Origin of the sequence: Microbispora sp. H10830, assembly GCF_014161375.1 — a bacterium.
In the GTDB taxonomy this organism is placed as follows: Bacteria; Actinomycetota; Actinomycetes; order Streptosporangiales; family Streptosporangiaceae; genus Microbispora; species Microbispora catharanthi.
The window spans coordinates 1-17991 of the sequence record NZ_JABBWX010000026.1 but is presented as its reverse complement, the minus strand read 5'-3'; the positions used below and the strand labels follow the sequence as shown (position 1 = coordinate 17991).

The 17991-nt window shown below is 71.8% G+C and carries 22 protein-coding genes; 10 read left to right on the top strand and 12 right to left on the bottom strand.

From position 1 onward, the window contains the following. Positions 1 to 18: 18 nt before the first annotated feature. The 7 genes from HHX35_RS39545 to HHX35_RS39515 form a co-directional block, all read right to left on the bottom strand. The gene (locus HHX35_RS39545; RefSeq protein ID WP_182903716.1) at positions 19 to 936 is read right to left on the bottom strand and encodes a TIGR03619 family F420-dependent LLM class oxidoreductase; all 918 of its coding nucleotides are present in this window, start codon (positions 934 to 936) and stop codon (positions 19 to 21) included. Between the two features lie 504 nt (positions 937 to 1440). Then, positions 1441 to 2622, bottom strand: a complete 1182-nt coding sequence (locus tag HHX35_RS39540) for a cellulose binding domain-containing protein (protein ID WP_182903715.1) — start codon at positions 2620 to 2622, stop codon at positions 1441 to 1443. 550 nt (positions 2623 to 3172) lie between these two features. After that, complete coding sequence (locus HHX35_RS39535) at positions 3173 to 3604, bottom strand: Lsr2 family protein (protein ID WP_182903714.1); 432 nt, start codon at positions 3602 to 3604, stop codon at positions 3173 to 3175. Between the two features lie 28 nt (positions 3605 to 3632). Next, a complete protein-coding gene (locus HHX35_RS39530; RefSeq protein WP_182903713.1) occupies positions 3633 to 4112 on the bottom strand; it encodes a hypothetical protein in 480 nt (159 codons plus the stop codon). Beyond that, entirely contained in the window at positions 4079 to 4444 is a 366-nt protein-coding gene (locus tag HHX35_RS39525; protein ID WP_182903712.1) for a nuclear transport factor 2 family protein, read from the bottom strand. Before HHX35_RS39525 ends, HHX35_RS39530 begins: the two co-directional genes overlap by 34 nt. Positions 4445 to 4471: 27 nt before the next feature. After that, positions 4472 to 4699 (bottom strand): hypothetical protein, encoded by a 228-nt coding sequence (locus HHX35_RS39520; RefSeq protein WP_182903711.1) that lies wholly within the window; start codon positions 4697 to 4699, stop codon positions 4472 to 4474. Positions 4700 to 5141: 442 nt separating this feature from the next. Further along, a complete protein-coding gene (locus HHX35_RS39515; RefSeq protein WP_182903710.1) occupies positions 5142 to 5630 on the bottom strand; it encodes a nucleoside deaminase in 489 nt (162 codons plus the stop codon). A 43-nt stretch (positions 5631 to 5673) separates the two neighbouring features. On the opposite strand from HHX35_RS39515, the gene HHX35_RS39510 reads away from it, so the two are divergent. Beyond that, on the top strand, positions 5674 to 6453 hold the full coding sequence (locus HHX35_RS39510; RefSeq protein ID WP_182903709.1) for a DNA-formamidopyrimidine glycosylase family protein: 780 nt from the start codon (positions 5674 to 5676) through the stop codon (positions 6451 to 6453). A 38-nt stretch (positions 6454 to 6491) separates the two neighbouring features. Next, positions 6492 to 7559 (top strand): spore photoproduct lyase family protein, encoded by a 1068-nt coding sequence (locus HHX35_RS39505; protein ID WP_220506416.1) that lies wholly within the window; start codon positions 6492 to 6494, stop codon positions 7557 to 7559. Here HHX35_RS39505 and HHX35_RS39500 read toward each other — a convergent pair. Continuing rightward, on the bottom strand, positions 7547 to 8176 hold the full coding sequence (locus HHX35_RS39500; RefSeq protein WP_220506415.1) for a TetR/AcrR family transcriptional regulator: 630 nt from the start codon (positions 8174 to 8176) through the stop codon (positions 7547 to 7549). The genes HHX35_RS39505 and HHX35_RS39500 overlap by 13 nt on opposite strands. 46 nt (positions 8177 to 8222) lie before the next feature. On the opposite strand from HHX35_RS39500, the gene HHX35_RS39495 reads away from it, so the two are divergent. Next, a complete protein-coding gene (locus HHX35_RS39495) occupies positions 8223 to 9116 on the top strand; it encodes an oxidoreductase (RefSeq protein ID WP_310739627.1) in 894 nt (297 codons plus the stop codon). Positions 9117 to 9125: 9 nt separating this feature from the next. Here HHX35_RS39495 and HHX35_RS39490 read toward each other — a convergent pair whose 3' ends face one another. Further along, on the bottom strand, positions 9126 to 9971 hold the full coding sequence (locus HHX35_RS39490) for a glycerophosphodiester phosphodiesterase family protein (RefSeq protein WP_182903706.1): 846 nt from the start codon (positions 9969 to 9971) through the stop codon (positions 9126 to 9128). 135 nt (positions 9972 to 10106) lie between these two features. Then, positions 10107 to 10907 (bottom strand): class I SAM-dependent methyltransferase, encoded by an 801-nt coding sequence (locus tag HHX35_RS39485; protein WP_259405825.1) that lies wholly within the window; start codon positions 10905 to 10907, stop codon positions 10107 to 10109. Positions 10908 to 10983: 76 nt separating this feature from the next. Between HHX35_RS39485 and HHX35_RS39480 the strand changes: the two genes are divergently transcribed. From HHX35_RS39480 to HHX35_RS39470, 3 genes are all read left to right on the top strand, one after another. Then, positions 10984 to 11610 (top strand): TetR/AcrR family transcriptional regulator, encoded by a 627-nt coding sequence (locus tag HHX35_RS39480; RefSeq protein WP_182903705.1) that lies wholly within the window; start codon positions 10984 to 10986, stop codon positions 11608 to 11610. Between the two features lie 99 nt (positions 11611 to 11709). Next, positions 11710 to 12489, top strand: a complete 780-nt coding sequence (locus tag HHX35_RS39475) for a trans-aconitate 2-methyltransferase (protein WP_182903704.1) — start codon at positions 11710 to 11712, stop codon at positions 12487 to 12489. A 46-nt stretch (positions 12490 to 12535) separates the two neighbouring features. Beyond that, on the top strand, positions 12536 to 13216 hold the full coding sequence (locus tag HHX35_RS39470) for a hypothetical protein (RefSeq protein ID WP_182903703.1): 681 nt from the start codon (positions 12536 to 12538) through the stop codon (positions 13214 to 13216). A 34-nt stretch (positions 13217 to 13250) separates the two neighbouring features. Here the strand turns inward: HHX35_RS39470 and HHX35_RS39465 are convergent, their stop codons facing one another. Continuing rightward, positions 13251 to 14204, bottom strand: coding sequence for a Gfo/Idh/MocA family protein (locus HHX35_RS39465; protein ID WP_182903702.1), 954 nt, complete (start codon positions 14202 to 14204; stop codon positions 13251 to 13253). Positions 14205 to 14389: 185 nt separating this feature from the next. On the opposite strand from HHX35_RS39465, the gene HHX35_RS39460 reads away from it, so the two are divergent. Then, a complete protein-coding gene (locus tag HHX35_RS39460; RefSeq protein WP_220506414.1) occupies positions 14390 to 14953 on the top strand; it encodes an Ohr family peroxiredoxin in 564 nt (187 codons plus the stop codon). A 180-nt stretch (positions 14954 to 15133) separates the two neighbouring features. Here HHX35_RS39460 and HHX35_RS44960 read toward each other — a convergent pair whose 3' ends face one another. Next, positions 15134 to 15892, bottom strand: coding sequence for a lytic polysaccharide monooxygenase (locus tag HHX35_RS44960; RefSeq protein WP_182903701.1), 759 nt, complete (start codon positions 15890 to 15892; stop codon positions 15134 to 15136). A 264-nt stretch (positions 15893 to 16156) separates the two neighbouring features. Between HHX35_RS44960 and HHX35_RS39450 the strand changes: the two genes are divergently transcribed. From HHX35_RS39450 to HHX35_RS39440, 3 genes are all read left to right on the top strand, one after another. Next, positions 16157 to 17254, top strand: coding sequence for a cell wall metabolism sensor histidine kinase WalK (locus HHX35_RS39450; RefSeq protein ID WP_182903700.1), 1098 nt, complete (start codon positions 16157 to 16159; stop codon positions 17252 to 17254). Between the two features lie 137 nt (positions 17255 to 17391). Further along, complete coding sequence (locus HHX35_RS39445) at positions 17392 to 17562, top strand: hypothetical protein (protein ID WP_259405824.1); 171 nt, start codon at positions 17392 to 17394, stop codon at positions 17560 to 17562. Continuing rightward, the coding region (locus tag HHX35_RS39440) for a cation diffusion facilitator family transporter (RefSeq protein ID WP_182903699.1) at positions 17555 to 17991 on the top strand (437 nt) is incomplete at its 3' end. The genes HHX35_RS39445 and HHX35_RS39440, both read left to right, overlap by 8 nt.

Here is a 17991-nt window from a genome sequence, read left to right as displayed (position 1 = left end):
GTTGTGCGGATCGCGCTCTCAGCCCGCGTGCAGCATGGTGACGAGCTCATGCGCGACGTCGAGGAACTGCTCACGCGAAGAGGTCGCCGTCTGAAGGTCGACGAACGCCTCGTGGGCCCCGGCCTCGGCGAGGGTCAGCAGATAGTCGGCGACCTGCCGTACGGTTCCCGCGTGCGGCACCCGGTCGGCGGGCGCCGGCGAATCGGTGATCTCCGGATTGACCCGCACCACCATGCGCAGCGCGGACGGGTCACGGCCCGCGCGGGACGCGGCCTCAAGCGCCAGGCCCCACAGGGAGGTCAGATAGGCCATCAGCATGGCCGCGCTCAGCCAGCCGTCGGCCCGCCGGCCGACTCGCTCCAGCGCCGGAGGCGTGTAACCGGCGAGCAGGATCGGAGGGCGCGGCCGCTGGCAGGGCTTGAGGTCGATGTGCGACGGCGGCACCGTCCACAGCGCGCCCTTGTGCTCGACCACCTCACCGGTCCAGACGGCCTCCATCACATCGAGCGTCTCCTCCAGCCGGTCTCCCCTCCCCCGCCACGGCACCCCGGTCGCGGTGTACTCGTCACGAAGCCAGCCGAGACCGATGCCGACGTCCAGCCGTCCGTGACTGAGCAGGTCGAGCGAGGTCAGCGTACGGGCGAGCAGGACGGGCGGCTGCCACAGCGCGTTGAGCGTGCTGGTCCCCAGCCGGATCTCGCGCGTGCCGACCGCGGCCAGCGTCAGTGCGGTGAGCGGGTCGAAGAAGGTCCCGAAGGCCGGAGGGACCGTCCCGTCTCCTCCGGGGTACGGATCGCTGGGCGTCAGCGGGAGCAAGATGCGGTCGCCCGCCCACAGGCTGTCGTAACCCATCGCTTCGAGATCCGTGCTCGCCTGCCGGATGAACTCCGGGTCGGCGAACGCGCCGTACTGGGGGACCGTGTATCCGAGCCGCATGAGTGTTTCCTTCGCACCGCGCCGATAGAAGACCGCCCTGATCGGGCGTCGGCGGAGACGCTAGGAAAGCCCGCTTGCGGAAAACTTGGACAAGCCGGGATTCAGGTCCAAGAGCGTCCCAAGGCTGGGATTGCCCGTGGACCGTGGTCGAAACCGGCACTACGCCGGTTCCTGTGTGACCATGTGCCGGGCGGCCGCCCTGGCCGTGACGAAGTCGACGGTGAGCGCGGTCACGACCTGGCGCTCTTGCGGGTCCGCCCCGCGAGGAAGACGCGGGCGCCTCCCGGGCGAACGCTCGCCCGACGGCGTCGCCGATCGCGCCGCCCGCCGTGTAGATGATGATGTTCTTGTTCTCGAGCAGCATCGCCCTCTCCTTGCTGTCGCCGTCCGGGCGTCCACCCGGCCCTCACCCGCGCGTCGATCGGGAGAGGGACCGGGAGGACATCGCCGTCGGAGGAACATTCCGGGCGGGTCGAGGGCTCGTTCGCCGGGCGGTCCGGCGGGTCAGCCGGTGGCGCAGACGCTTCCGTTGAGTGTGAAGGCCGAGGGAGACGGGTTGGTGCTCCCGGAGTACGCGCCGTTGAAGCCGATCCGGACGGTCTGGCCGGGGTTGATGGTCTTGTCCCAGTTGAGGTTGGTGGCGGTGACGCTCGTGCCCGACTGGGCCCAGGTGGCCGACCAGCCCGTGGTCACGCGCTGGGAGTCGAGCGGGAACGCGAACTGCAGCCGCCATCCGCTGATCGGCGTGCTGCCCGTGTTCTTGATGACGACGTCGGTGGTGAAGCCGCCCGGCCAGCTTTTCGCCGTGTAGGTGACCGCGCAGGTGGACGGCGGCGGCGTCTCGGACGGTGTCACCGAGGCCGACGGCGACGGCGACGTCCCCGGATAGCCGGGGACGGTCACCGCGTTGGACGGCCCGCTGATGTTGCCGGCCGCGTCGATCGCCACCACCTGGAACGCGAAGGACCCGCCGCCGAGGATCGACGCCATGGTGCGCGGAAGAGAGCTGTAGCCCGCGTACTCCCATGCGGTCGAGGAGCGGCGGAACACATACCAGGTGGCTGTTCCGAGCGGATCGTCGGACGCCCAGATCAGCGCGGTGTACTCCGGCGCCGGCCCGGTGCCGGAGCGCAGGTCGTAGGGTGCGGAGGGCGGTGTCGTGTCCACGCCGGGGGACGGGCTGGGGGAGGGCGGCTCGGTCATTGCCCGGGCGCGGGCCAGGAGGCTGGGCACGCTCCTGTTGCCGACGGCGTCCATGGCGACGACGTAGAACAGGTAGTCGCGCCCGGCTGTGAGGCCGCTGACGAGGGCGGTGACCTGGGTCGCGGAGGAGGTGTTCACGGACGCGGTGACACGGGTGAAGGCGTCACTCGTCGCGCCCTTCGTCCAGGCGTACACCTCGTATCCGGTGACGGCCACGTCATCGGTGGACGGCGTCCAGGCGAGGCTCACCGTGCCGTTGACGTAGGCGGTGGGCCCGAGGGTTAGCCCGCCGGGTGTGCTGGGCGGGGTGGTGTCGGCGGTGGTGTCGGCGGTGGCGACGGCGGCGGTCCGCGACGTGCCGGAGACGGCGCCGGAGGCGGGGGTGAGTCCCGCGCCGAGCACGGCCGCCGTGGCGGTGGCGGCGCAGCACGCGAGCAGGGTGCCGCCGCGGACGGCGGGCCCGAGGGGACGGGAAACGGGCATGGGCAACCTTTCTCATCGGGGCGGCCGGGCCTTCGGTGGCCGAACCGTGCGCGCCGAATCCAGGAGCAGGTCGTGCGGCCGGCCTGCCGGGGCGACGATCGGAGTCCGCCTGCCGGGATCAGAGAACCGTCCCGGGCCGTACCGGTCGTCTCCTCGGCCCCCTGCTCGGTGGGAACGACGGATCGTGCGGGATTGCTCTTCCACGATCTTGCGGTAGCGAGAGGGCGCGGTCCAGGCCCGGTGCCGCCGGACGCCCTCCGACCAGGTGAACGCGGCACGGCCGTCCCGTGGAGATGAACGTTTCATCCGGGCCGCGGCGTGTTCGCCAGGCGACCCGGCGGGTGTGAGGGGTTGGAAACCGGAAGTCAACGGGTGGTGGCCGCGGAAACCACAGGACAGCGGTATGTCGAGCGGACGCCCGGCCCGGCCGCCCTGTCACGGCGACCGGCCGGGCCGGGCGAAACCCGAGTTGAAACGTCGGGCTGAAACGTCGGCTCTAGAGCGTCCGCTCCGGGACGTCAACTCCGAGACGTCCGCTCAGAGTGTCCGCTCAGGCGCCGATGGCCGCCTCCGCGCGCGGGGCGGCCGTCTCCGCGGCTTCCGCCGGGGATTCTTCAGTGGAGTCCTCGGGGGCGGCGTCGGGGTGCGCCGCGACGAACTGCTCGATGACCTCGTCGGCCATCTTCCCGCGCGCGGGCACGTCCAGCCCCTGCTCGCGGGCCCATTCGCGCACGTCCGTCAGGGTGTAGCCGCGCAGCCGCGGGGTGGTGTCCGCGGCCTTCTTGGACCGCGACGCCTGCTTCACCTCACGGGCGTTCTCCAGCACTTCCTCGATGAACGCGAGAGCCTCGCTCAGCCGCTGCTGGTTCGCGTCGGACAGGTCGATGGCGAAGGTCCGGTTCAGCAGCGGGAACTCCCGTCTCGCCACATCGTCGCCCTCGGAGTGGTCGAGGTCGTCAACCAGTATCACCTTCTGCGCCACGTGCAGCCCTTCCAGGGTGGATCTCCGTCTATCTGGACCGTGGCATCCTACTGGTGCTTCCATCTCCGGCCCGCCTTCCCGGGCTTCTCGACCCGAGCACGAGCGCCACGGCGGCGACGCCGTACGCGGCGGTCGTGAGCAGGGCGGGCAGGAGATTCCCGGGAGACACGTAGTCGGGCTGGCTGCCTGCGCCGATGTCCGCCACGATCACCGAGCGCGGGAACTCGTCGATCGCGACCACCAGGTTGACGATCGCCATGACGCCGAGCAGCGCCACGACGAGCATCGGCAGATACCACGCGATCATGATGTCCAGCCCGAAGAACCGGCGCGCGACGACCCCGATGAAGAGCGACAGGAAGGAGAGGACCGGCTGGTAACCGGGGTCACCGCTCTGCGTCGCGACGGGGAAAACCACGGGCGCCGCCGCGGCGAGCATCGCCAGGACCAGCCACGGCCATGCGCGGCGCCCGCTCACCTCACGCAACGGATCTCGCTCGTGCCCCACCCGGAGACGATCAGGTCGTCGTCGAAGACCAGCACCTCATTGGCGAGCGCCCCCGTCTGCTTCCGGAAGTTGATGACGACACAGTCGACGCCCGCGTAGACGCCGACGACCTCGAACCGCAGATCCGGGTTGTGCCGCAGCCCCTCGGCCCAGTAGGCCCGCAGCGCGTCCTTGCCGCGGATCGTGCCGTTCGAGCCCTCGACGAGCCGCGCCGCGATCGGGGACCGGAACACCACGTCGTCGGCGTAGTGCCGCATGATGCGGTCGAGGTCGTGGGCGTTCCATTCGGCCACCCAGGTCTCGGCGAACGCCTGTGCCCGGTCAAGATCCATGACTTCATCCAAGCACGACGCGACGCCTCACCGTCTGCGCTTCCGTCCGCCGGTGCGGCCCCGGGCACCGGGGCGCGGGCGGGGCACGAACCTGAACGGATGGGACCGCGCGCGGATGGTGTCGACGACCAGCCTGCGCAGCTCCTCCATGCTCTCCTCGGCGGGGTGGCCGGAGGCGGCCATCGCCTCGAGGGCGAGCGCGTTCGGCCCCGCCATGGCGCGCAGCTGCTCCAGCCACCTTCTCCGGGCCCGCAAGCTCCAGCAGGCCGAGCACGCCCTCCGTCGTCACCAGCAGATGCTCGTCGGCCCCGAGTGTGTCCGGGCCCATTTCGCCGCTCTCGGCAAGCTCCATCAGGACCATGGGGCCCAGCACCGGGTCCGTACGCAGGGCAGGCAGCATCGACCGCAGGCTCGGATGGATCTCGGCCAAGAGGGAGAGCATGGCGGCCGCCCGGGTGCGGAAGGAACAGGCGCGGACCGCGTCCAGCAGCGGCCCCGGGTCACCCACACCTCCTCCGGCACGCGGTCATACGGGGAGGTAGTCCTGGCAGACCAGCCAGACCGTCTCCTCCAACCGTGCCACCGGCATCGGGCTCGCCATGCCGTACACGCTGTTGAGCACGTCGGGCATCAGCTCGTCGAAGACCCAACCGCAGCAGCGACGGTGAAACGGCCGCCCCTGCTTGGAGGACAGGGCTCAGGAGCCGGTGTGAAGGCGGCGGTGCAGCGCGCGGACCTCGTCCACCAGTGCGGGCACCGGCCCGGCCACCCGCACCCCGGGCGCGACCTCGTTGACCGGGAGCGTCCGCACCGGCGGGGGCGGCACGTCCCACTCGGCCAGCCACCGCGCGAGCTGCGCCGACGACGCCACGTAGACGATCCGCCCCAGCCCCACCCACCCGTGCGCCGCCGCGCACATCGGGCAGTGCTCGCCGGAGGTGTAGACCGTGGCCTTCGCGCGCTCCTCCGGCGTCATGTTCCCCGCGGCCCAGCGCGCCAGCTCGAATTCGGGGTGCCGCGTGTGGTCGCCGCCCGCCACCCGGTTGCGGTCCTCGGCCAGCACCTTCCCGTCCCCGGAGACCAGGACCGAGCCGAACGGTTCGTCGTCCGCCTCCAGCGCTTCCGTCGCCAGCTCCACACAGCGACGCAGGTGCCGCAGTTCCTCAGATGTCGGCTCATAACTCATGATCGGAACGGTAACTCCCCACGGCACGGGTAGGGCGAGGGGCATGCCGGAAGGGCATCTGGTCCATCGCTACGCGGACGAGCAGCACGAGGCGCTCGCCGGGCGGGCGGTCAGGGCCACGAGCCCGCAGGGCAGGTTCGACGCGCGGCCGTACGACGGCAGGGTCGTCGAGGGCGTGGAGGCACTCGGCAAGCACCTGCTCTATTGGGTGGAGGACGCTCCGCCCATCCACGTGCACCTCGGCATGCAGGGCCTCTTCCTGCGGTACGACGACCCGGCGGCCGAACCACGCAAGGGCACCCGGCTGCGGCTGGCGACCGGCGAGGCGGCGTTCGACCTGATCGCGCCCGCCCGCTGCGAGCCGATGGACGAGCGGGCGCTGGCGACGCTGCGGGCCGCGACCGGCCCCGACCCGCTGCGCGGTGACACAAACCGTGACACCGACCGGGACGCCATTCGCGCGGAGGCCGTGCGGCGCCTGCTCGCCGCCCGCACCGCGGTCGGCGCGGCCGTGCTCGACCAGAGCGTGTGGTCGGGGGTCGGCAACGCCTGGCGGGCGGAACTGCTCTTCCTCACCGGCCTCGACCCCGGCGCCCGCGACATCGGCGCCGAGGCCGCCGGGCGGCTGTGGGACACCGCGGTGCGCTACCTCGCGCTGGGCCGGGACGCCGGACAGGTGGTCAGCGACCCGGACGCGCCGGACGAGCGGTGGGTCTACAAACGTGAGCGCTGCCGCCGCTGCGGAGCCGCCGTCCGGACCTGGACGCTGGCCTCGAGGACGGCGTACGCGTGCCCGGCCGATCAGCACCTGCACGCCCTCTGACCTGGGAAGTCATGCCTCTATCGAGGTGTTATACCCAGGTGAACGAAGGCCGGAGACTACTGGACATCCGCCGCATCTACGTCGAGCCCGCCGCGGCCGAGCTGCCGCGCGGCAAGGAGATCCTGGAGCGGTTCCCCGAGGCCGAGCGAATCGAGATCGAGGCCCACCATCGCATCCCCGAACTGTACGGGGACGAGGCGAACGTGGCCCGGTGGGTCAGGATCAAGACCGAGGCGCTGGTCCTCGGCGTCAAGAAGTCGCTCACCGCGCGGCCGAACGGCCGGTCGAGCGACTTCATCGCGCCCTCGACCGCCAACGGCTGCGCGATGGCCTGCGCGTACTGTTACGTGCCGCGCCGCAAGGGCTACAGCAACCCGATCACGGTGTTCGCCAACATCGACAAGATCACGGGCTATCTCGGGAGGCACGCCGGGCGGCAGGGCGTCAAGCCCGAGCCCAACCAGGTGGACCCGCACGCCTGGGTCTACGACATCGGCGAGAACTCCGACTGCTCGGTGGACGCGACCGTCTCCGACAACGTGCGCGACCTCGTCGATCTCTTCCGCGACCTGCCGAACGCCAAGGCGAGCTTCGCCACCAAGTACGTCAACCGCGACCTGCTCGACTGGGACCCGCAAGGCCGTACGCGTGTTCGCTTCAGCCTGATGCCGGCCGCCGACGCCAAGCTGCTGGACATCCGCACCACGCCGGTCGCCGAACGGATCGCGGCCATTGACGACTTCGTCGAGGCGGGATACGAGGTGCACGTCAACTTCAGCCCGGTGGTCGTCCGCGACGGCTGGCTGGAGGACTGGGCGGAGCTGCTCGGGCAGCTCGACGACGCGCTGCGCCCGGCGGCCCGCGCCCAGCTCGCCGCCGAGGTCATCTTCCTCACGCACAACGACCGGCTGCACGAGGTCAACCTCGGCTGGCATCCCAAGGCCGAGGAGGTGCTGTGGCGTCCCGACCTCCAGCAGCCGAAACGCTCCCAGACGGGCGGCTGGAACGTCCGCTACAAGACCGGCCACAAGGGCCGCTACGTCACCGCGCTCACCGACCTGATCGCCGAGAAGATCCCGTACTGCCGGGTCCGCTACGCCTTCTGACCGCCGTCCGGCAGTGCGAGAGCGCGTACGGCGAGTTCCACCCATCGCACCCGGGCGGGCTTCGGCGTCCCGGCGCCCGGTGAGGTGGTCAGGAGCAGGGCGACGTCGTCGACCGTGACGTCGGGCCGCAGCGTACGGTCCCGATGGGCGGCGGCGACCAGGGCCTCCAGTGAGTGGGTGGCGCGTTCCTGGATCTCGCGCAGCGATTCGCCCGCCAGGCCCGCCACCGCCTCACGGAGCAGGCGTTCCTGCCCCATGTCCACCACCACCCGGTGCAGCAGCCCGGCGATCTCGTCCAGGGCCGCACTCCGGCCGTCGCCGACCCTGCCCACGGCGGCGTCGAGGGTCTCGGCAACGGTCGCGCCCAGCTCGGTCACGATGGCGTCGACCAGGTCGTTCTTGGTGGGAAAGTGCCGGTAGAGCGTGCCCACGGCCACCCCGGCCGCCGCCGCGATCTCGTCCATCCCGATCTCCGGCCCGTGCGTCGTGATGAGCTCGCGCGCCGCGCGGACGATGGCGGCCCGGTTGCGCACCGCGTCCGCGCGCGGCTGCGTCCGCTTGGTCACTCGCTCCATGTCCTCGTGCTCCGCTGTCCTCTTGCCTCGAACCTGAACCACTGGTTCATAATAAAACATGAACGACTGGTTCAGGTTAGGAGCGATCGTGAAGGCATGGACCGAAGTGGACATCCCCGGCCAGCGGGGCCGTACGGCCGTGGTGACCGGCGCCAACACCGGCATCGGGTTCGAGACGGCCAGGGCGCTGGCCCTGCGCGGCGCGACGGTCGTGCTCGCCTGCCGCGACCTCGCCAAGGCCGAGGCGGCGGCAATCCGCATCCGCCACGCCGCGCCGCAGGCCACCCTCGACGTGGTCCATTTGGACCTGGCCTCGCTCGCGTCGGTGCGGGCGGCGGCCGGCGAGATCCGCGCCCGTCACAATCGGCTCGACCTGCTCGTCAACAACGCGGGCGTGACCGGGCTCTCCGGCCGTACGGAGGACGGCTTCGAGATCCAGTTCGGCGTCAACCATCTGGGCCACTTCGCCCTCACCGGGCTGGCGCTGGACCTGCTGCTGGCCGCGCCCGGGTCCCGCGTGGTGACGGTCAGCAGCATCGGCCACCGGTTCGGCCGGATCGACACCGACGACCCCGGCTCGGGCACAGGCGCCTACGCCCGGTCGAAACTCGCCAACCTGCTGTTCACCTACGAACTGCAGCGGCGGCTGCAGACGGCCGGGGCGTCCACCGCGGCGCTGGCCGCACACCCCGGCGGCGCCGCGACGGAGGTGTTCCGATACTCCTCGCCATGGTTCCGGGTGCCGAACCTGCTGATCGCCCGGCTGTTCGGGCGAACTCCGGTCATGGGCGCGCTGCCGACTCTGCGCGCGGCGACCGATCCCGAGGCCGCCGGCGGCGACTACTACGGCCCGGGCGGCCTGTTCGAGATCCGCGGATATCCCGAGCGGGTCAGGGCGGCCGCCCGCGCCCACGACCGCGACCTGGGGCGGCGCCTGTGGCAGGTCTCCCAGCGGCTCACCGCCGTGAGCTATCCCGTCTGAGCGCCGCCGTCATCCCAGGAGTTCGCGTACGACGTCCGGCCTGTCGGTGATGACGCCGTCCACACCCGCGCCGATCAGGCGGCGTACGGCGGCGGGGTCGTCCACGGTCCACGCGAGGACCTTCATGCGGAGCCGGTGGACGCGCCGGACGTAATCCGCCGTGACGTCGGCGTACGGCGGGTTGATCTGGTCGGCGAACCGGGCCAGGCCGGGCAGCTCCGCGATCCGCGGCGTGCCGAGCAGGCCGATCGGCACCCCGGGCATGAGGCCGTGGAAGCGGCGCATCGAGTCCCAGTCGAACGACTGCACGACGATTCGGCCGCGCCAGGCGGGGTCGTGCCCGATCTCCTCGGCCACCCGGGCCTCGATCCCGGGATAGAGCCGGGGCTCCTTGATCTCCAGCAGCAGTCCGAGCCCGCTGCCGCGCATCGCGTGCAGCGCCTCACCGAGCGTGGGCACCGCCTCCCCCGCGTATACGCCGGAGAACCGCGCCTTCCGAGAGAACCAGGAGCCGGCGTCCAGCCTGCGGATCTCGGCCAGCGTGAGGTCGCCGACCCGCCACGGCGCCCGGCCGGGGAAGACCTTCTCCGCGTCGGTCGTACGGCTGAGCGTCGTGTCGTGCATCAGGACCAGGTGATGGTCCCTGGTCTCCTGGACGTCGAGCTCGAACATGTCCGCGCCCTGGTCGCGGGCCAGTTCGAAGGCCGCGAGGGTGTTCTCCGGCGCGTACGCGGACGCGCCGCGATGGGCCACGACCAGGGGCGCCGACGCCGCCGTGGCGGAGACGACCGGGGTAAGGCTCGAGGTGAGGGCGATCAGGACGATCGCGGCGATGAGGCCGAGTCGCCGGCGCATGGTTCTCCTCGGAGTCGGGAGCGACTACGAGGAGAACTTGACGACACAGCATTACACGGAGTTGATTTTCCGGTGGCGTCCGGGTGCCGGCTCGGTGAGCATCGTCCCGTCTCCGGGCATCCCCGCCCGTAGCGGTCAGACGCGGGCGGCGGTGACCACCACCGTGACGTAGGACATCGTGAAGCCGCCGCCCATCGCGTCGATCACGTCACCCATACCCGCCAGCACCTCTTCGATCTTGTCCGGCGGCAGCCGCGTGAGGACGCCGGACGTGGGCATCTGGTCGAGCCACTCGTCGCGGGTGTAGAACCGCTGCCATTCGTACCGCCACTCCTCCGGGTCGCCGAACGCGCCCGCATCCCTGATGCCGTCGGCGGCCTTGGTGAACAGCGGCCGGTAGCCGTCGAGGGCCGACCCCACGGGCCGGTCCTGTGACGGGAGGCCGGGAATGACGCGCCGGTAGACCGCGGCGTGGGCCTCCGCCATGGCGGGCGGCGGCTCGAACACGTGCCAGAACGCCGCCAGCCGGCCGCCGGGGCGCAGCACCTCGGCCGCCTTGGCCGCGCCGGCGACCGGATCGACCCAGTGCCAGGCCGTCCCGGCGACGACCGCGTCGAACGTGCGTCCGGCGGGGTCCCACGCTTCGAAGGTCGCCACCTCGACCTCGAGTCCGTCACGGCGCGCGAAGTCCGCCATCCGCGCGTCGGGCTCGACGCCGAGCACCGTGCAGCCCGCCGCCCGGAACTGGCGGGCCGCGATGCCGGTGCCGCAGCCGACGTCGAGGACGTCGGGCCCGGGGCTCGCGGCGACGATCCGCTCCACCATGGTGTCGGGATAGGGGGGCCGGGTCCGGTCGTAACGCTCGGCGTCCACGCCGAACGACTCCGCCATCCCCCTGGCCTTGTGTGGTTCGTTCTCGGAAACTGAAGTGGGCATGCGCCCACTATGAGTGGGCAGATGCCCACTCGTCAATTCGGATAAAGTCGACGGACGGACAGGAGGGGATGGAACGGTGCCGACGGGGGTTGCCCTCCGCGACGCGCGGGAGCAGTTGTTCGCCGCCGCCGAGCGGGTCCTGCTCAGGGACGGGCCGAGCGCGCTCACCAGCCGGGCGGTCACCACCGAGGCGGGCTGTGCCAAGGGCGTCCTCCACCGGCACTTCGCCGACTTCGACGCCTTCCTCGCCGAACTCGTGCTCGACGGCATCGCGAGGATCGACGCGCAGACGGCCGCCCTGCGTCGGTCCGCAGGGACCGGCACCGTCATCGGCAACCTCACCGGGGTGCTGACGGACCTGTTCGGGTCGGTCGCCGTGGCGGTCGTCGGCCTGATCATCTCCCGCGACGCCCTGCGCGCCCGGCTGCGCCAGGCCAGGCCGGGCCCTGGTCTTCCGCTCCTGACGGAGGCCGCGGCCATGCTCGCCTCCTACCTCACCGCCGAGCGCGACCTGGGCCGCATCGCGGCGGACGCCGACGTCGACACGCTCGCTCCCACGCTGCTCGGAGCCTCACACCTGCTGTTCGCCGACAGGGACGGCGGCCCGCCGCAGGCCGACGCCGTCCACAAGATGGTGACCACGGTCATCGCCGGCGTCGTACGGACCGAGCCTCGATCGCCGGGAGTGGCGCGGGTAACGTGATCGAGCGTGACGATGCCGGCGCTCTTCTATCTGGACAACACATTGGTCGACCATGACGAGGCCTTCCGCAGGTGGGCCGACGCGGAACGGCGGTAGCCGGTGGACGACGACGACCGCCTCATGCTGCGCCGCACCTTCACCGAGGACGCCGCCCTCTACGACCGGATGCGGCCCGGCTATCCCGCCGCGATGTTCGAGCACGTCCCCCGAGGCAGCCGGGTGCTGGAGATCGGCTGCGGCACCGGCCAGGCCACGGCCTCCCTCGCCGGGCGCGGCTGCGTGGTCACGGCGGTGGAGCTGGGGGCCGCGATGGCGGCGCTCGCCCGCCGCAAGCTCGCCCGATTTCCCGACGTGGACGTCGTCAACGCGGCCTTCGAGGAATGGCCGCTGCCGCCGGAGCCGTTCGACGTCGTCTTCGCCGCCACCAGCTTCCATTGGATCGACCCCGCCACGCGGGTGGGCAAGTCGGCCGACGCGCTGCGGCCGGGCGGCCTGCTGGCCGTCGTCTCCACCGAGCACGTCGCCGGGGGCAGCACGGAGTTCTTCGCGGAGGTCCAGCGCTGTTACGAGCGGTGGGACCCCGCCACGCCGCCCGGCCTGCGGTTGAAGCCGGGGAGCGACATCCCGTACGACAGCGAGGAGATCGACGCCTCCGGCCGCTTCGGGCCGGTGCGGTTCCACCGCTACGAGTGGGACCACGCCTACACGACGCGCGAGTATCTCGACCTGCTCACCACGTATTCCAACCACCGGGCCCTGCCGGCCGGGGATCTCGCGGGGCTGCTCGGCTGCATCGCGGCGCTGATCGACGGCCGGTACGGCGGCCGCATCGTCAAGCGCTACCTCACCCAGCTCGCATTGGCGGAAAGGCTCGGCTGACGGGTCAGAACCGGGGGGCCGCCCCCCGAAATGACGTGATCGACGGGTGACGGTCAGACGGCTGCCTCTCCTCGCCCTGTGCGCGGTGCTGTGCGGGGTCCTGCTCACGGCGCTGTCCGCCTGCGGCCGCGTCCTCGCCGGAGCAGGGGGCGGGAGCGAGGGCATGCTGGGCGCGGCGGACCTGTACGGCGGGCGGCCCACCGAGGTGTCGGGCGCGCATCCGCCGCTCGCGCCCGCGCCCTGCGCGACCGAACCGTTCCGCAGCGACGCCGGCCGCATCGACACGCGGGCGATCACGGCGAACGTGATGCCCGAGCCGCTCGGCGAGCGCGACGTGGTCGTCAACCTCGACCGGCTCTACACCCTCGACCGGCCGGGCCTGCTACGCCGCTGCGGCGAGCTCGGCTGTCACCGGGCGCCTACGGGCTGCACCTCCGACTCCTACTTCCAGGCCGCCAGGGACGCGGACGCGCCGGAGCACAGCTATCACCGTGAGCGGGGATGCGACGGGAAGTGGCTCGTCATGGACATCTCGATCAGCAGCGGGCCGGTGTGCGAGAGGCCGGGCGACTGCGCGGGCGCGTCCGGGACGACCCGATACTTCTACCGCGCGACGCCCACCGGCTGGCGGGTGATCGCGGCCACGACCACGCCCGGATGTGACGACGTGCGCTCCGCCGAGCCGCGCTTCCCGCGCACGCTCTGCGCGAAGCTCACCGCACCCTGACCGGACGGCCGGGGGGACGGCGCGGTGCGGCGGGTCAGCGCAGCATGTCGAGGGACCGGGCGGTGCCGAGGGAGTCGTCGGCCGCCGTGTGCCGGGGCGCGGCCTCGCCGCGCAGCACCTCGTGGATGTGCCGGATGCCCCAGGAGAACGCGGTGCCCTCGCCCGGCTCGTGCCGGGCGACCAGGCGTCCCTCAAGCCACACTTCGAGCCCGTCGTGCGGCTCGGGATGGAACGGGTTGGTCAGCCGGATCTCCCCGCCGGTGCCGACCAGGCGGGTGTACGTCGTGAACGGCAGGGCGAAGCCGCAGCTCAGCATCAGGCGGCCGGAGTCGAACTCCAGGACCCCGGCGGTCTCGATGTCCACCCCCGCCTCGCCCTTGACCGCGACGGCGTGGCCGGCGACGGCGTCGCCGCCGAACAGCAGGTGCGCGAGCCGAACGGGGTAGCAGCCCACGTCGTAGAGCGCGCCGCCGCCGAGGGCCGCCTCGAGCCGGATGTTCTCGGTGCCCTGCATCGTGAAGTGGAAGGACGACCAGATCTCCCGCAGTTCGCCGATCGCGCCTTCGGCGAGCAGGCCGCGCAGCCGGGCCGTCTGCGGGTGGAACGGGAAGACGAACGCCTCCCAGAGCGGCCGGGCCGACCGGCGCGCCACCTCGATGACGTTCCCGGCCTCCGCGGCGGTGAGGCACAGCGGCTTCTCGCACAGGACCGCCTTGCCCGCTTCCAGGGCGGCGATCGTCCACTGCGCGTGCAGGGCGTTCGGCAGCGGGATGTAGACCGCGTCGATCGACGGGTCCTCGATGACGGCCTCGTAACCGCGCACGGCCCGGGCGACGCCGTTCCGCGCGGCGAACTCCTCGGCACGGGACAGGTCACGGCCCGCCACCACGGCGGCCGTACCCCCACCGGCCTCGCGCAACGCGGGCAGGAACGCCCGCGCGGCGATGCCCGCCGTGCCGAGGACCCCCCACCGGACAGCCCCACTCATCCCGCACCCACTCCTCGCCGCCGTTGCCGACATTTCACGACTTACCTGGGAATACCTGCCGGGACCGTAGCACAGCGCCGTTGATAGGAACTTTTGCCCCCAGAGTCCGATATCGAGGAGCCCACAGGGGTACGTGACCCGCCGATCCCGACCGGGACGCGACCCGAGCGGACGAGGGATAGGCGATGAGCGAGGAAATACGGCGATTCACCCATTTTCCGAGCGACCGGGCACCCGGGCCCGACTACTCGGGGCCCGGAGTCGAAGCGGAGCTCACCGGGCGGATGCCCGAGGGCCGCCCCGCCGAGCGGCCCGAGAGGCCCGAGCGCGGTGGTGGATCGTATGACGACCTCTACACGGCCCGAGCCTCGTCCGCACTCGGCAAGGTGGCGTCGGACGACGGCATGCTCGACGTCCGCATCAAGGCGCCGGGGGAACTCGGCGGCCCCGGCGGGGCGACCAACCCCGAGCAACTGCTCGCCGCGGCGTACGCCTCCTGCTTCCACAACTCGCTCACGCTGGTCGCCGGGCGGCAGGGCGTCCGCACCTCCGACGCCACCGTGGACACCGCCGTCACGCTCCGCAAACGCGGCACCGCCGACGACTACACGATCACCACCGACCTGACCGTACGCCTGCCGGGGGTCGAGCCCGAGGCGGCCCGCAGGCTGGTGGAGCAGGCCCACGGGGAGTGCCCGTATTCGCGGGCCTTCATGCAGGGCGCCGAGGTGCACGTCCACCTCGCCTGACCGCCGGCACCCGCCCCGGACCAGGCCGGGACGGGCGCTTCGAGCGGGACGCGGCGCCCTTCGCGCGCCGGCGCGAAGAGCTGAGACGACCGGGGGTCGGGCCCGCGTTCGCGCACCTCGACGAGCCCGCCCGGTCGTCTGAGCTCTTCTGCTCAGACCCTTTGCCTGAGACCTTCTGCCTCAGACCTTCTGCCACAGCGCGGGGACGTTCGGCGGCTCCCAGCCCACGATCGCCGTGTGGGCCTGGATGCACCGATACGTCGCCCCGCCGTAGGTGACCTGGTCGCCCACCTTGTACGCCGTGCCGGCGGCCCAGGTGCCACCGGGAACGGTCGGAGTGGGCGTGGGGGTACGCGTCGGCGTGGGAGACGGGCTCGGGGTACGCGTCGGCGTCGGGCTGGGAGTGGGCGTGGGGCTGGGCGTCCCGCCCCCGCCGACCTGGAGGTCGACGCAGGCGTAGAACGCGTTGGCGGTGTCGGCCACGTTCCAGATCGCCAGCACCTTCTGCCGGCCCGTCCGTCCGCCCAGGTTCACGGTGTGGCTGACGGTGGCGGGCGGCTGCGCCCCGTGATCGTCGAAGACGGCGATCCGGGTGCCTCCGATGTAGTACTCCCACGTGCTGGTCGAGTGGCGGGCGGTCAGCGACCACGTGAAGGTGACGGTGCCGCCGACGCTGGTGGCCGGCCAGGGCTTGCTCTCGTCGTCGAGCTGGGCGAAGCGGGCGTTGCCGCCACTGCAGCTGCGCAGCCCTTTCGGTCCTTCCACGCTCTGGGGCTCGTAGATGATGTCGCCGCAATTGGGGACGCGGCCCTGGGCGCACATCGCCTGGCGGCTCGCGGGCGACGAGATGTACCCGTGCGCCTGAGCCGGCGAGGCGATGAACACCGTGGCGCCGATACCGATCGTCGCCGTCGCGAGGAAGGTCAGCGTTCTTCGCATGTGTGCTCCTCACTGCTGGGGGGTGGCCGTAAATATAAAAGAAAGTTTCCTAACAGTGAAGACCCAATGACTGCTGCGGTCAGGGGCTACGAGGCGGGCTCTGTCCACTACGGCAGCGGTGGGCCGCAGCGGGACCAGCGCCCGGACCGGGGTCCGGGCGCGACGCCGGCTCGCGGAAGCGGCGCGCGTACGCGGGGCCTTGGCGGGGCCCCGGAGCGGCTACCCGCACGCCCTCGTGGTGCACTGAATCCAGGGGGATGCGCCATGCCGCAGCGTTGGTCGATCACGGCCCGGCCGGCACCGGCCCACGGCGTCGCCGTCGTGCTGCTGTCCCTGGCCGCGACGTCGTTCGAGCCGCTCACCGGTCACCCACCGGCCGCCGCGCCGGTTTCGCACGACGAGCGGGCGCTGTACGCGCTCGAACCCGTGCCGGCGACCCCGGCGTACGCGCACCCGGCATTGCTTCTGCTGCTGTTCTGCGGGGCACTCCTGCTGGCCGGGGCGATCACGTACCTCGGCTTCCGCCTGACCTGCGGCGCGGTCCAGCCGGCGCCCGCGCCCCCGGCCGAGCCGGAGGAGATCGAGGTGGCCGGCCCGCACCGGCCGGCCCCGGCGCACGACGAGATCGACGGCCTGGCCCCCGGTGTGAACCGTACGCTCGGGCGGCTGGAGGAGGCGCTGGAGCGCCAGCGCCGTTTCAGCTCCGACGCCTCCCACGAACTGCGCACCCCGCTGACCGCCATGCGGGCCCAGATCGAGGACGCGCTCCAGGCGCCGCAGGAGACCGACGTGGTCACCCTGGCCAGGGCGCTGATGCCGAGCCTCGACCGGCTGCAGCGGATCGCGACGGACCTGCTGGCGCTCTCACGGCTGGAGAACGAGGCGCTCCCCATCCGGCGGCAGCGGGTGGATCTCGGGAAGCTGGCCGAAGGCGAACTGCAGATGTTGCCGATCACCAAGCGGATGGTCCCCCGGCTGGGCCCGGACGTCGTCGTGCTGGGAGACCCCCACTCCCTCGGCAGCCTCATCAGCAACCTTCTCGGCAACGCGCAGCGGCACGCCGCCAGCACCGTCACGGTCACGGTGCGGCGTGAACCGCGACGACCCGGCGGGCCACCCGATGGAACGGCCGTGCTCGAAGTGGCCGACGACGGCCCCGGGATCCCCCGCGAGCAGCGGGAGAAGATCTTCCAGCGGTTCACGCGGCTCGACTCGGCCCGCAGCAGGGACGCGGGAGGAGCCGGGCTCGGACTGCCCATCGCCCGCCAGATCGCCGAGAACCACGGCGGCCGGCTGACCATCGAAGACAGCACCGCGGGAGCGCGTTTCGTGCTGCGACTGCCGCTCGCCCCCGCGCCCTGACCGCCGGCCGTTGAGCCCTGATCCCTGAGGCGGGTTCGGCAGAAGGAGCAGGAACGCGTTGACATGAGCCGTCCGCGGCCTACACTCACACACGTGAACGATCGTTCAAGTGTTGTGGAGCGGCGACCGGCCACAGCATGTCGGCCGCGTCCCACGCCCTGCGCCTGCTCCGCGCCCACAACGTGGTGAAGGTGCGGCGCGCGGGAAGGATGGCCTACTACCGCCTCGCGGACTCGCACGTGCGGCTGCTGTTCGACCTGGCGATAACGCACATCGGACATGAGGAGAAGGACCGGAACGATGGGTGAGACCGGCAAGGGGCACGGGCACCGCACCGGGACGGGTGACGACCGCGAGCACGGGCACGAGCGCGAGCGCGGCCATGCGCGCGGTCACGGTCACGGGCACGGGCACGGTCACGGGCACGCGGTCAGCGCCGGGGCCGATCGGCGTCTGCTGACCGGCGCGCTGGCGCTCATCCTCGGCTTCATGGCGGTCGAGGTCGTCATCGGCGTCATCGCGCACTCCCTCGCCCTGGTCTCCGACGCCGGGCACATGCTCACCGGCGCCATCGCCATCGCCTTCGCGATCATCGCGATGCGGATCGCCACCCGCCCGCCGCAGGGCGGCTTCACCTACGGCCTCAAACGCGCCGAGATCATCAGCGCCCAGATCAACGGCATCACCCTGCTGCTGCTCAGCGTCTACTTCGTCTACGAGGGCCTACGCCGCCTGAT